Source organism: Glycomyces sp. NPDC021274 (assembly GCF_040641195.1).
Taxonomy (GTDB): Bacteria; Actinomycetota; Actinomycetes; order Mycobacteriales; family Micromonosporaceae; genus Glycomyces.
The window spans coordinates 1-13,216 of the sequence record NZ_JBFADC010000022.1; the positions used below are offsets into that span (position 1 = coordinate 1).

Sequence of the window (13,216 nt, forward strand, 5' to 3'; positions counted from 1 at the left end):
CGGCGGAATCGGTCCATGTCGCTCGGGTCGTAGGTCATCGGGACTCCTTGCGGTCGGTTCAGCTTCGGCGCTCGCGCGTTCAGGCTTCGGCGGTGCCGTGCACCGCAGCGACCGTCACATCCCCGGCCGGCGTTCAGGCCGCACTCGCGGCTCCTTTCGGGGCGCGCGTTCAGGCCGCGAGGACGTCGCGGAGCTTGGCCCCGAACTCGTCGGGCTTGCCGGTCTGGCCGTACTCGCCGCCGAGGAACCCGCCGTGGTCGCCCGGGAAGGCCACCGTGGCGGTCCCCAGCTCCTGGGCCACGCCTTCCGCTGCCCGCGCGGCGAACGTCTCGCCCGAGTCGGCGCCAACGCCGAGGACGATGCGGGTCGAGGCGGCGCGCAGCGCGTCGAAGTCGTGCCGGTAGCCGGTGCAGGTGACGATGTTCAGCCCCAGCAGCGCGTCGTCGCGGGCGCCATCGTCCTCGGCCGGCAGCCCGAACGCGGCCGGGTCGGGGGCGGGCTGCGCCAGGTACGCCTCCGTGATGGGCCCTTCGTGGGAGACGAGCGCGATGAACTTCGCCATGCCCGCGCCGAAACCGGAGGCCAGGTACGTGTCGTGGAGGTCCTTGCAGGCCTTGAGGGCCGTCTCGCTCTCGGGCAGCGCGGTGGCGGACGGCGGCTCGTGGGCGACGAGGGTGCGGACCAGCTCGGGGTGGCGGGCCACCAGCGCGAGGGCGTTCACCGCGCCGCCGCTGCTGGCGAACACGTCGACCGGTCCGCCGCCGACCGCGTCGATGACGCGGCGCAGGTCGTCGGCGTGCTCCTCGACGGTGTTCTGGTCCGCGCCGTCGGTGCGGACGGTGCGCTCGGAGCCGCGGGGGTCGTAGGTGACCACGCGTTGCCCGGCGAAGTGGCTCGCGAGCGTGGCGAAGCCGGGGGCGGCCATCGGCGACCCGATCAGGAGCAGGGTCGGGCCGGCTCCGTCGCGCACGTCGTAGTGCAGGACGGCGCCGGGGGCTTCGACGGTGTGGCTCTGCGGTTCGGTCATGAGGGTCTCCTCGTTCACAGTCGTGCTGGTTCAGCGGGTGTCACCGGTATGACGACAAGCGTCCGCCGAATTCATCGCCGAGGTTTGACCCTCACCCATTTTTATGCTTAAAATCGAAGCCGACGACGGAGAGGAGGCGGCGGATGAGCGGCAAGGCGCCCGGCACCCGCAAGGCGAGCATGTCCGACGTCGCCGACCTCGCCGGCGTCTCCGCGATGACCGTCTCGAACGTCATCAACCGGCCCGAGGTCGTCTCCGAGGCCACCCGCGCGAAGGTGCACGCCGCCATGCGCGAGCTGCGCTACCGCAACAACCTCGTCGCCCGGAGCCTCAGGCTCGCACAGCCGCGCCAGATCGCCTACGTCCTGCCCGCCCAGGACTCGGTGGGCAACCAGTACATGGACGCGTTCGTGCACGACCTCGCCGCCGGCTGCCAGGCCGTCGACCGCAACCTCACCCTCGTCGCCGAGCGCGGCACCGAAGCGCTCATGCGGGCCTGCGAAGACCTCTACTTCGGCCAGTCCGCGGCCGGGTTCGTCATCTCCAACCTGGGACCGGACGACCCGCGCCCGGTCGGCCTGCGCAAGCGCGGCATCCCGTTCGCCGCCTACGGCCGCACCGCCGAGGCCTTCGCGAGCCCGTGGTCCTGGGTCGAAGCCGATGCGGCCCAAGGCATCGCGATGGCCGTCGACCACGTCGCCGACCGCGGCCACCGCGAACTGGCGTTCGTGGGCGCCGACCCCGGCATCGTCACCATGGCCCAGCGCGAGATCGGCTACCGGGAGGCCTGCGAGCGCCGCGGGCTCACCGGCTCGCTCGCGCGGATCGTCGAGTGCGGCCGCGACCTGGAGACCGGCGTCCGCGTCACCGCGGACCTCCTTGATTCGACCGGGCCCCCGACCGCGATCATCTGCGTCTCCGACCCCCTCGCGGCCGGCGCGGTCATCACGCTCCAGAGCCGCGGGCTCGTGCCGGGCCGGGACGCGGCCGTCACCGGCTACGACGACACGACGCTCACCTCGTTCGGCACCGTCGGCATCTCCTCGGTCCGCCAGCCGTCGGCGGCCATCGCCGCCGAACTGGTGCGCCTGGTCATCGAACGCCCCGACGCCCCCGAACACCTCCTCTTGCCGCCGTCGCTCGTCGAGCGCTCCAGCACCGACCCCGCGGTCTGACGAATCCCGATGGCGGCCAACGATTTTTAAGCTCACAATGTGCGCAACCACCAAAGGAGACCCACCACATGTCCAATGAACCGATCCGAGTGGTCGTCTGGGGCGAGAACCGCCACGAGCAGGTCGAGCCCTCCGTCGCCGAGCGCTACCCCGACGGCATGCACGGCGCCATCGCCAAGGGCGTCGGCGCATGGCTCGGCGACAAGGCCCAGATCACCACCCACACCCTCGACGAGCCCGAGCACGGCCTGACCTCCGACGTCCTGGACGCCACGGACGTCCTCATCTGGTGGGGCCACGCCGCCCACGGCGACGTCGAGGACGAGATCGTCGAGCGCGTGCACCGCCACGTCCTCGCCGGCATGGGCCTCATCGTGCTCCACTCCGGGCACTGGTCCAAGATCTTCACCAAGCTCATGGGCACCACCTGCACGCTGCGCTGGCGCAGCGAGCACGACCGCGAACTGGTGTGGACCGTGAACCCGCAGCACCCGATCGCCCGCGGCATCCCGAACCCGATCGTCATCCCCGAGCAGGAGATGTACGGCGAGTACTTCGACGTGCCGACCCCGGACGAGCTCATCTTCATCTCCGGCTTCACCGGCGGCGAGGTCTTCCGCTCCGGCATGACCTACCGCCGCGGCTTCGGCCGGATCTTCTACTTCAGCCCCGGCGACCAGGACTTCCCGGTCTACCACCACCCGGACGTGAACCACGTGATCGCCAACGGCATCGAATGGGCCCGCCCGGACCGCGAGCGCGAGACGCCGACCCTGCTGCGCTACGAGACCGACGACTTCTTCAACGGCCAGGGCTACCGAGGGGCGTTCGAGCGATGAGCTTCAGCACCATCGAGACCGAAGGGCCCCTGCGGCTCATCGTGGCCGGCGCGGGCGGCATGGGACGGGCCTGGAACCGGAACATCATCGCCAGTGCGGACGCCGAACTCGTCGGCATCGCCGACCTGTTCCCCGCCGCAGCCGAATCGGCCGCCGCCGAGACCGGCATCGAGGGCCTCGCCACGGGCACCGACGCGATCGAGCTGGCGCAGCGCACGGGCGCCGACGCCATCGTGAACGCGACCATTCCCGAAGCGCACCACCCGGTCACGATCGCCGCGCTCAACGCGGGCTTCCCCGTGCTGGGGGAGAAGCCGGTCGCCGCCACCGTGGCCGAGGGCCTGTCGCTCGCGGCCGCCGCCCAGCACACCGGGCAGCTGTTCATGGTCAGCCAGAACCGCCGCTACCACCCGGCGCTCCACCAGGCCAAGCAGCGGCTCGCCGGGCTCGGCGCGGTCGGGATCGTCTCGGTCGACTTCTTCCAGTCGCCGCACTTCGGCGGGTTCCGCGACGAGATGGCCAGCCCGCTCCTGCTCGACATGGCCATCCACCAGTTCGACATGGCCCGCTACCTCCTCGACGCCGACCCCGTCTCGGTCTCCTGCGAGGAGTACAACCCGGTCTGGAGCTGGTACGCCGGCGACGCGGCCGCGAACGCGGTCTTCGCGATGGAGGGCGGCGCCCGGTTCACGTTCAACGGCTCTTGGTGCAGCCCCGGCCACGAGACCTCCTGGAACGGCTCCTGGCGGATCTCGGCCGAGCAGGGATCGGTCCTCTGGAACGGCGAAGACGACCCGGTCGCCGTCCCGGACGAGCCCTTCGAACCCGGCGAGGACCACGGCCGGGACATCGCGGGCTCCTTGCGGCAGTTCATCACCGCGCTCCGCGACGGCAGCGAACCGATGGGGCGTGTGCACGCGAACGTCATGAGCCTCGCTATGGTCGAAGCCGCGACGCAGAGCGCGTCACGGGGCAGGCGGGTCGTGATCGACGACGTGCTCGACCGCTCCTATGACGCGGCGCTCGCGGCCGAGCGCGACCCGGAGGTGCTCGCCGTCCTGAAATCGTGGCCTTCCGTCCGGGAGGCCCTGAGCTCTAAGAGGAGCGACAGTGAGTGAATCCCTCAACGTTGGCATGATCGGCTACGCCTTCATGGGCGCGGCCCACTCGCACGCGTGGCGCACCGCGCCGCGCTTCTTCGACCTGCCCCTCGCACCGCGCATGACCGCGCTCGCCGGGCGCGACCCCGAGCGGGTCGCCGCGGCGGCGGTGAAGCTCGGCTGGGACTCTCATGAGACCGACTGGCGCCGGCTCATCGAGCGCGACGACATCGACCTCATCGACATCTGCGTCCCCGGGAACCTGCACGCCGAGATCGCGATCGCCGCGCTCGAGGCGGGCAAGCACGTGCTGTGCGAGAAGCCCCTGGCGAACTCGGTCGAGGAGGCCGAGCAGATGACGGCCGCCGCCGAGGCCGCGAAGGCCAACGGCGTGTACGCGATGTGCGGCTTCTCCTACCGCCGCACGCCCGCGCTCTCGCTGGCGAAGCGGCTGGTCGAATCGGGTGCGCTGGGGCCGATCCGGCACGTGCGCGCGCAGTACCTGCAGGACTGGCTCACCGACGAGAACGCGCCGCTGACCTGGCGCCTCGACAAGTCGAAGTCCGGTTCGGGCTCGCTGGGCGACATCGGCGCGCACATCATCGACGCCGCACAGTGGGTCGCAGGGTCGAGCATCACGGGCGTCTCGGCGATCATGGAGACCTTCGTGAAGGAACGCCCCGTGGGAGGCGACTTCGTGGGCCTGGGCGGTGTCGGCGGCGCCGACGGACCGAAGGGCCCGGTCACCGTGGACGACGCCGCGATGTTCACCGCCCGCTTCGACGACGGGGCCGTGGGCGTCTTCGAGGCGACGCGTTTCGCGCTGGGCCGCAAGAACGCGATGCGCGTGGAGCTCAACGGCTCCAAGGCGTCCCTCGCGTTCGACTTCGAGGACATGAACTCGCTGTGGTTCTACGACTCGGCGGACGGACCGAACTCGGGCTTCCGCAAGATCCAGGCGACCGAGCCCGAGCACCCGTACACGGGCAACTGGTGGCCGGTCGGGCACGGGCTCGGTTATGAGCACGCGTTCACCCACCAGGTCGTGGACCTCGTGGGTGCCATCGCGAACGGCGAGCAGCCGACGCCGTCGTTCGCGGACGCGCTGCGCGTGCAGCGGGTCCTGGCCGCGGTCGAGGCGAGCGCCGAGGACGAGAGCCGCTGGACCAGCGTCTAGCGCACGTGACGAAGGCCCGGCCGCGAGCAGCGGCCGGGCCTTCGCCGTGTCAGCAGCGGGTGCGGCGGGCGAGCCACCCGGCCATGGCCCGCACACCGTGGCCGATCGCGGCCTCGTCGGGCTCGAACGGCGGGAAGTGCGGGGCCGCCGTCGCCACATCGGTCCCCGGGGCGCGCACGCCGAGCCACGTGAACGTCCCGGGCACCTGCCGGATGAACAGCGCGAAGTCCTCGCCGTTGAACGGCACCACGGCGTGCATCACCGTGGCCGTGTTGCGTCCCATGGCGCGGCGCAGGTGCCGCCGCAGCTCGTGCGCGTCCTCCTCGGGGCAGACCAGGGCCGGGAACGGGTCGTTCGGGAAGTCCACGCCGCCATAGGGTTCGGCGAGGCGCGCGACCTCGGCACGGACCTCCGTGTACCGCTCCTCGGGCCAGCAGCGGTAGGACAATTGCACCTCGGCCCGGTCCTCGGACCCCGAGGCGTGAGCGCGCATGTTCACGAACTCGGCGAGTGGCCCGTCCTCGGTCTGGAGCTGCGCCACCAGCTCCTCGAGGTCAGCGGAGTCCGCCGGCGCCGCCACGGTCGAGAGCCCGGCGATCTCGGCGGCCAGCGCCGCCGCGCGGGCCTGCGCGTCCGCCCCGGTGACCACGACCGAGCCGTGGTCTTGGCCGGGCAGGCCGAGCCCGGGGTTGACGCCGAACGTGCCGACCGGGAACGGCCCGCAGTGGAGCGCGTGGATCTCCGTGAAGCCGTAGGTCTCCAGCACGCCGTCGGCGAGCATCGCCCGCGCCCCGGCGAGGCTCTCCTCGGCGGGCTGGAACACGAACACCACCGTGCCGTGCAGGCGGGAGCGCAGTGACGCCAGCGTCAGGGCGGTCCCGACGCCGACCGCGGTGTGGAGGTCGTGCCCGCACAGGTGCTCCGGGCCGGTCGTCCCGTTCCCCGGTACGGCGTCCATGTCGGCGCGGAACGCGACGGTGCGGCCCGGGCGGCGGCCCTTGAGGACGCCGACGACCCCGTGCCCGCCGACGCCCGTCGCCACCGTGAGCCCTGCCGCGGCGAGGTGCTCGGCGACCAGCGCGGCCGTCCGGGCCTCCTCGCCGGGGCCTTCGGGGTGGGCGTGGAGGTCGCGCCGCAGTGCGATGAGGTCGGCTTCGATGCGTGCGGTCGCGGCGTCGATCGCGTCCTGGTCGAGGGCGGCGTCGGCGTGCGCCGCCGCGGGGACGGCGGTGGCAGCGGCTGCCGCCGCCGCGCCGATCACGGCGCGGCGGGTGAGCGCGGGGGTGTCGATCGTGAAGCGGGACATGGCGTCTCCTTCGGATTCGAGGGGGGTGTTGACCTCTCTGATTCTTCGGATTCCGGCCGCCCGGCACCAGCACGCCAGCCCCCGGAAGCACGGTGAGGCGGGCCCCCGAAAAAACCTGGAGAAAAGTTGAGCGGGGATGTCGAGAACCGGGAACCGGCTGCGTCCTAGTGTTGTCAGCGGCGAACGAGCCGCCCGAAACGAAGGAGCGCCATCATGGCCAAGTACCTGTTGCTCAAGCACTACCGCGGCGGACCGAAGCAGCACGCCAACGCCGAAGCGCCGATGGAGGACTGGACTCCGGAGGAGATCACCGCGCACATCCAGTTCATGGGCGACATGATCGAGGACCTCAAGGCACGCGGCGAGTTCGTGGACGCGCAAGCACTCGCCCCGCAGGGCGAGTTCGTGCGCTACGACGGCGAGGGGAAGCCGCCGGTCACCGACGGCCCGTTCGCCGAGAGCAAGGACCTCATCGCCGGGTGGATGGTCATCGACGTCGAATCCAAGGAGCGCGCCTACGAGGCCGCCGCCTACCTCTCCTCCGCGCCCGGCAAGGACAGCCTGCCGCTCCACGAGTGGCTCGAGGTGCGGCCGTTCCACAGCGGCGCGCCGGCGGTCGAATAAGCGCAGGCAGCACGGGCAAGGAATACCTGTCGAATGATCGACGATCAACTGCTGCGGGTGCTCACCCCGCAAGTGCTGGGCGTCCTCGTCCGCCGCGGAGCCGACTTCGCGGCGGCCGAGGACGCCGTCCAGGACGCGCTCGCCGAAGCCGTGCGCAGCTGGGAACAGGGTGCACCGGACGAGCCCAAGGCCTGGCTCGTCACCGTCGCCTGGCGCAAGTTCCTGGACGCGCGCCGCTCGGCGTCCTCCCGGGCCATGCGCGAGATCGCGGTGCACCGCGAGCCGGCCGCCGGTCCTGCCGGGCAGGCCGACGACACGCTCCTGCTGCTCAGCCGCTGCTGCCACCCGGCCCTCTCGCCCGCGTCCGCCATCGCGCTGACCCTCCGCGCGGTCGGCGGCCTCACCACGGCCCAGATCGCCCGCGCGTTCCTCGTCCCCGAATCGACCATGGCGCAACGCATCTCACGCGCGAAGCGGACCCTCGCCGGGCAGCGGTTCGAGGAGCCCGGCGACGTGCGGGCAGTGCTGCGCGTGCTCTACCTCATGTTCGACCAGGGCTTCGTCGGTGAACCGTCCGAAGAGGACCTTTCGGCCGAGGCGATCCGCCTCGCGCGCCAACTGGTCGCCTCGGTGCCGCACGACCCGGAGGCCGCGGGCCTGCTCGCGCTCCTCCTGCTCCACCACGCGCGCCGCCCGGCCCGCACCGACGCCGCGGGCCAGCTCGTGCCGCTCGCCGAGCAGGACCGGACCCTGTGGGACACCGGCATGATCGCCGAAGGCGTCGACCTGCTGCAGCACGCGCTGGCCATGGACAGGGTCGGCGAGTACCAGGCGCAGGCGGCGATCGCCGCACTCCACGACGACGCGGCCTCGGCCGACGAGACCGACTGGGCGCAGATCCTCGAGTGGTACGACGAGCTCGCCCGGATCACCCCGGACAGCCCGGTCGTGGCCCTCAACCGGGCGGTCGCGGTCGGGCACGTGGACGGCCCGCTCGCGGGGCTGCGCCTGGTCGAAGCGCTCGACCCGGGCCTGCCGCGCCGCGACGCCGTCGCCGCGTACCTGCACGAGCGCGCCGGGAACCTGAAGGAGGCGGCCCGGCTCTACAAGGCGGCGGCCGAAGCCACGGCGATCCTGGCCGAGCACGCGCATCTGCTGAAGCAGGCCGCGCGCCTCAACCGCGGCTAGCACCACGAATCAGGGGGCGGCGGTATCCGAGCCATGCCTTCGCTCGCCCTGCCGATCGACGGCTCGCAAGCGTCGCCGAGACCGCAGACGCGCCGACAACGCGGCGAACGGGGCCGGGCAACGACCGGCCTGATCCGCCGGACCGGCCCTAACCGAGCTTCACACCCGTGTGGGCCTCGAGCCGCCCGATCAGCTCGTGCTGGAAGTCCGGGTCCGATGCCGCCGGGTGCGAGCGGCTGATGCGGCGGTGATGCCAGTAGCCGCCGGTGCGCGGCTCGATCGCCTCGTCCGGCGCCGTGGCCAGCCACTCCTGCGTCCGGTGCCCCTCCTCGAGGTCGCCGGGCGCGCCGGGGCCGCCCATGCGGGTCGGGACCCAGCCGGGATCGACCACGTGCGACACGGTGTCGGCCCAGCGGCGCGCGACCGCGAACGCCAGCGCCGTCTCGTACAGCTTCGAGTCCTCGTACGCGCCGGGCCGCACCCGCGTTTCGTTGAAGTCGATCGCGTCCAGGTCGGTGGATCCGTCGAGGTGGTAGCCGCTGCTCAGGTAGATCAGCCTGCGCGGCTTCGACATCAGCGCCGTGAGCAGGTACGGCGCGACCGTGTTCACTTGCAGCGCACCGGGATCGCGGTAGACCCCGGCGTTGTGGATCACCGCGTCGAAGCGCCCGAACGTGTCGGCCTGCTCGGCGACCACTGCCGTATCGTCCATCAGCGACAGATCACCATGGACGGATCCGCGCAGATCCAGGTCGGGAAGCCCGTCGATGCTGCGCGTGTGCACGACGACCTCGTGGCCCGCCGCCGCGAGCGTCTGCGCGGCGGCCAGGCCGAGTCCGGTCGAGGCCCCGGTGATCAGGATGAGCGCCATGGCGTTCCTTTCGTCGAATGCCTGCGGGGCCGAAGATACCCGCGATCGGACCCGATAATCGGTTGCGGCGACCGGCGCGGCGGTGTGTGATCACGGCATGGACATCGAGCTGCGCACGCCGCGAACCGACGAACTCGACGACGCCGTAGCAGCGCTGCGGGCATGGCAGTCCGACGACGTGCCGATGCAACTCCACCCGGGCGACCTCGGCTGGTTCTGGCAGCTCGGTGCCGAAAGGACCGCCGCATCTGTACGGACCTGGTCCCGCGACGGCCGGATCCTGGCGGTCGGCTTCCTCGACGGACCCGATGTGCTGCGGGTGACCACCGCACCGGACCTCCTCCATGACGAGGCCCTCGCGCGGCGGATGGCCGCCGACCTCGATGATCCCGAGCGCGGCGTCCTGCCCGCGGGCAAGGTGAACGCCGAAGTGCCGGAGGGCGCGGCGCTTCACGAGCACCTGGCCGAGACCGGTTGGGGCACCGACGAGGCCTGGACGCCGCTGCGCCGCGACCTGTCCGCACCGGTCGAAGACGCGGGCCTGCGCATCGAAGTGGCCGGGCCGGAGCAGGCAGAACTGCGTGCCTCCCTGCAGCGGTCCGCGTTCGAGGGCTCGACTTTCTCTGTGGAGCGCTGGCAGGCGATGGCCGCCGGCCCGGCGTACGCCGACGCCCGCTGCCTCATCGGCTTCGACGAGAACGGCGACGCCGTGGCCCTGGTGACCGTGTGGTCAGCCGGGCCCGGCAGGCCCGGACTCATCGAACCCATGGGCGTGCACGCGGACCACCGGGGCCGCGGCCACGGCAAGGCGATCTGCATCGCGGCCGCCGCCGCGCTCCAGGAACTCGGCTCCTCCAGCGCCATGGTCTGCACGCCGAGCTCGCTCACCAGTGCCGTCGCCACCTACCGCGCCGCCGGTTTCGACCCGCTCCCCGAGCGCTTCGACCGCGCCCGCGCGGCCTGAGCGAGCCCGAGCCGGAGGCCGCCGAACACGCCTCGACCGTGCCCGCGCGGCCTGAGCGCGAACCCGGTCGCGCCCAGCGCGAACGCACCGCAGCGAAGTCGAGAGCGCGGGCGCGTCCCGTTCGCCCGCACCGGGCGCGCCCAGCTCGGCCGTCGTCGGAGCGCGGGCGCGTCCCGTTGACCCGCAACGGCCTCGCCCGACCCCGTCTTCCGCACGGCCTCGTGAGGCCGATCACCGACGGTCACCGCGTTCCCCTCGCGCAGGGGAGGGCGCTCCCCCTCGCGGGGGACCCGTAAGCACTTGGGGCGCATGCAAGATGAACCTATAGCGAGAACCACCTGGTCGCGGTCAACGACGACTGTCCATTGCGATCGGAGCTTCCCGCCTCGCCATAGGAGCCAAGCCATGCGCCATCCCCGCATCGTGATCGTCGGAGCCGGATTCGCCGGATTCCACGCCGCCCGCAAACTCTCGCGCCACCTCAAGGGCCGCGTCGAAGTCGTGCTCGTCAACCCGACCGACTACTCGCTCTACCTCCCGCTGCTGCCCGAGGTGGCCGCCGGCGTGCTCGACCCTCGCCGCATCGCCGTCTCGCTCACCGACACCCTGCCCGGCGTGCGCCTCGTCCTCGGCACCGTCGACCACGTCGACGTCGGCGCCAAGCGCGTCCACTACCGCGACCCCGAGGAGACCCGCGGCGAACTCGAGTACGACCGCCTCGTGCTCGCCGTCGGCAGCGTCAACAAGGTCCTGCCCATCCCGGGCGTGGCTGAGCACAGCCACGGATTCCGCGGCATCCCCGAGGCGATCTACCTGCGCGACCACCTCATCCGCCAGATCGAACTCGCCGCCACCGCCGAGGACCCGGCAGAACGCGCCGCCCGCTGCACCTTCGTCGTCGTCGGCGCCGGCTACACCGGCACCGAGGTCGCCGCCGCCGGGCAGCTCCTCACCAGGGCCCTCACCCGCAAGCACCCGCAACTGCGCGACCAGCCGGTCCGCTGGCTCCTCCTCGACCGGGCCGAGCGGGTCCTGCCCGAACTCTCGCCCCGCCTGGCGGCCACCGCCGACCGCGTGCTGCGCCGCCGCGGCGTTGAAGTCCGGCCCGGCACCTCGGTAGAAGAGGCCACCGCCGCAGGCGTCGCGCTCACCGACGGCGAGTTCGTGCCCACCCGCACCATCGTGTGGAGCGCGGGCGTGCGCCCCGACCCCGTCGCCGCCGACATCGGACTCGCGACACTCCAGGGCCGCATCGATGTCGACGAGTTCCTCGCCGTCCCCGGACGCCCCGAGATCTACGCCTGCGGCGACGCCGCCGCCGTGCCCGACCTGACCCGGCCCGGCGAGATCTGCGCCATGACCGGCCAGCACGCCGAACGCCAGGGCAACGCGGTCGCCCGCAACGTGGCCGCGTCGCTCGGCCACGGCACCGCCCGCCCCTACAAGCACCACGACCTCGGCTTCGTCGTCGACCTCGGCGGCATGCAGGCCGCCGCCAAACCCCTCGGCATCCCCCTCTCGGGCCTGCCCGCGAAGGTCGTCACCCGCGGCTACCACCTGATGGCCATGCCCGCCAACCGCATCAGGACCGCCGTCGACTGGACCCTCGACGCCCTCCTACGGCGCCAGAGCGTCCAGTTCGGACTCGTCCGCTCGCCCGCGGTGCCACTCGACACCGCCGACCCCGAACTCCCCGCCCTGCCGCCGCGCGTCCCGGCGGCGAAGTAGCGCACTGAAGGACCAGTCCCATGCAGCGCCTTCCCGCACTCACCGTCTCCCTTGCCGCCCTCGCGATCGGCGTCCTCTGGCTCGCCGTCCCCGCGAGCTACCCGTTCGGCGCGGCCGACGCGGTCACCGTGAGCGTCACCCACCTCATCGGACGCGACCTCGCCGCCGGGCTCATGCTCGCCTCCGGCGCGCTCGGCCTCGCCCTGGCGTTCACCGCCCGCCCTGCCCTGGAGGGCGGGGGAGCGGCGGCCCAGGCCGCGCTCTACCTGCTGGTCATGTCGGACGCGTCGCTCATGGCGTCGATCGGGTACGCGCTCATCCCGGTCGTCGTCGGCGGCGCGCTCATCCTCACCGCGGTCGGGGTCGCCCGGCGCCACCCGGTCGGATACGCCGCCGCCGCGGCCCTGGCGGCACTGACGATCGCGCTGGCGACCGGCCTGCTCGACGGCGGCGTCGTCGGCCGCTACCTCCAGAGCGTCGCGAAGGGCTTCGGCGAGTTCGGGATCCGCATTGCCTGGTCGTGGGCGATGGCCGCCATCGGCGGCGTGTGGGCCTGGCTGGCGTACACGTCGCTGGTGCGCGGCCGGTCGGCCACCGGCGGCCCCCGGTGGGCTCGGACGGTGACGATCCTGGCCGCGCTCGGCGCCGTCCCGTATGCGCTGGTGCGCCTCTCGTGGCTCACGCCGTGGCCCCTCGGCGGGCTCGACCCCGTGACCGGCCGCATCGAACTCGTCATGCAGTCGACCGCGGCCGTCGACGCTCCTTCGGCGCGGCTTCAAGGGGTCATGATCGGTCTCTCGGCGATACTCGCCCTGGTCCTCACCCTCGGGCTGATCAGCCGGTGGGGCGAGCGGTTCCCCCGCTGGGTTCCGCTCGTCGGCGACCGCGACGTCCCGGTCAAGCTGGCCGTCGTCCCCGGCATGATCGGTGCCGGGGTGCTCTGCATCGCCGCGCCCGGGCTCGTGGTCAGAGCGGTCGAGTCGGGCTATCCGATGGACGCCTTCCTGACCCTCCTCATCTTCCCCGCCCCGCTCTGGGGCCCGCTCCTCGCCGCCGCGGTCTACGCCTACTGGCAGCGCCGGGCGGCAAGCCCGCACACCCCGGAGCCTGAGGTGACCCTGAACGCGTTGCGGCGCAGTGGTTCCTCAGCACCCGGTTGATCGTCTCGGCCGAGCAGGCCTGGCCCGACCCGCATGTGAGAGCATGTCGTCTGTCGG

12 protein-coding genes are annotated in these 13,216 nt (G+C 72.3%); 9 read left to right on the forward strand and 3 right to left on the reverse strand.

Annotated elements, in window-relative coordinates; genetic code table 11:
- Positions 1-169: 169 nt before the first annotated feature.
- Positions 170-1,027 carry an alpha/beta hydrolase gene (locus AB0I03_RS25690; RefSeq protein ID WP_360417121.1) on the reverse strand — a complete coding sequence of 286 codons (858 nt, stop codon included), beginning with the start codon at positions 1,025-1,027 and terminating at the stop codon, positions 170-172.
- A gap of 143 nt (positions 1,028-1,170) precedes the next feature.
- Here AB0I03_RS25690 and AB0I03_RS25695 point away from each other — a divergent pair, with 143 nt between their 5' ends.
- The 4 genes from AB0I03_RS25695 to AB0I03_RS25710 all read left to right on the forward strand — a co-directional run bounded on the left by AB0I03_RS25695 (position 1,171) and on the right by AB0I03_RS25710 (position 5,318).
- Positions 1,171-2,202, forward strand: a complete 1,032-nt coding sequence (locus AB0I03_RS25695; protein WP_360417123.1) for a LacI family DNA-binding transcriptional regulator — start codon at positions 1,171-1,173, stop codon at positions 2,200-2,202.
- A gap of 68 nt (positions 2,203-2,270) precedes the next feature.
- The gene (locus tag AB0I03_RS25700; protein ID WP_360417125.1) at positions 2,271-3,041 is read left to right on the forward strand and encodes a ThuA domain-containing protein; all 771 of its coding nucleotides are present in this window, start codon (positions 2,271-2,273) and stop codon (positions 3,039-3,041) included.
- Positions 3,038-4,159: a Gfo/Idh/MocA family oxidoreductase gene (locus tag AB0I03_RS25705; protein WP_360417127.1), complete on the forward strand. Its 1,122-nt coding sequence runs from the start codon at positions 3,038-3,040 to the stop codon at positions 4,157-4,159. The genes AB0I03_RS25700 and AB0I03_RS25705 overlap by 4 nt, the downstream gene beginning before the upstream one ends.
- Positions 4,160-4,175: 16 nt before the next feature.
- Positions 4,176-5,318: a Gfo/Idh/MocA family oxidoreductase gene (locus tag AB0I03_RS25710; RefSeq protein ID WP_360417167.1), complete on the forward strand. Its 1,143-nt coding sequence runs from the start codon at positions 4,176-4,178 to the stop codon at positions 5,316-5,318.
- 49 nt (positions 5,319-5,367) lie between these two features.
- Here the strand turns inward: AB0I03_RS25710 and AB0I03_RS25715 are convergent, their stop codons facing one another.
- On the reverse strand, positions 5,368-6,624 hold the full coding sequence (locus AB0I03_RS25715; protein ID WP_360417129.1) for an amidohydrolase: 1,257 nt from the start codon (positions 6,622-6,624) through the stop codon (positions 5,368-5,370).
- Positions 6,625-6,837: 213 nt separating this feature from the next.
- Here AB0I03_RS25715 and AB0I03_RS25720 point away from each other — a divergent pair, with 213 nt between their 5' ends.
- Positions 6,838-7,248 carry a YciI family protein gene (locus tag AB0I03_RS25720; protein WP_360417131.1) on the forward strand — a complete coding sequence of 137 codons (411 nt, stop codon included), beginning with the start codon at positions 6,838-6,840 and terminating at the stop codon, positions 7,246-7,248.
- 36 nt (positions 7,249-7,284) lie between these two features.
- The gene (locus AB0I03_RS25725; RefSeq protein ID WP_360417169.1) at positions 7,285-8,436 is read left to right on the forward strand and encodes a DUF6596 domain-containing protein; all 1,152 of its coding nucleotides are present in this window, start codon (positions 7,285-7,287) and stop codon (positions 8,434-8,436) included.
- A 148-nt stretch (positions 8,437-8,584) separates the two neighbouring features.
- On the opposite strand, the gene AB0I03_RS25730 is transcribed toward AB0I03_RS25725, so the two are convergent.
- Complete coding sequence (locus tag AB0I03_RS25730) at positions 8,585-9,307, reverse strand: SDR family NAD(P)-dependent oxidoreductase (RefSeq protein WP_360417133.1); 723 nt, start codon at positions 9,305-9,307, stop codon at positions 8,585-8,587.
- Positions 9,308-9,404: 97 nt separating this feature from the next.
- Here AB0I03_RS25730 and AB0I03_RS25735 point away from each other — a divergent pair, with 97 nt between their 5' ends.
- The 3 genes from AB0I03_RS25735 to AB0I03_RS25745 all read left to right on the forward strand — a co-directional run bounded on the left by AB0I03_RS25735 (position 9,405) and on the right by AB0I03_RS25745 (position 13,159).
- Positions 9,405-10,271, forward strand: coding sequence for a GNAT family N-acetyltransferase (locus tag AB0I03_RS25735; protein WP_360417135.1), 867 nt, complete (start codon positions 9,405-9,407; stop codon positions 10,269-10,271).
- Positions 10,272-10,676: 405 nt separating this feature from the next.
- The gene (locus tag AB0I03_RS25740) at positions 10,677-11,999 is read left to right on the forward strand and encodes an NAD(P)/FAD-dependent oxidoreductase (protein WP_360417137.1); all 1,323 of its coding nucleotides are present in this window, start codon (positions 10,677-10,679) and stop codon (positions 11,997-11,999) included.
- Between the two features lie 20 nt (positions 12,000-12,019).
- Positions 12,020-13,159 (forward strand): hypothetical protein, encoded by a 1,140-nt coding sequence (locus AB0I03_RS25745; RefSeq protein WP_360417139.1) that lies wholly within the window; start codon positions 12,020-12,022, stop codon positions 13,157-13,159.
- Positions 13,160-13,216: the final 57 nt, after the last annotated feature.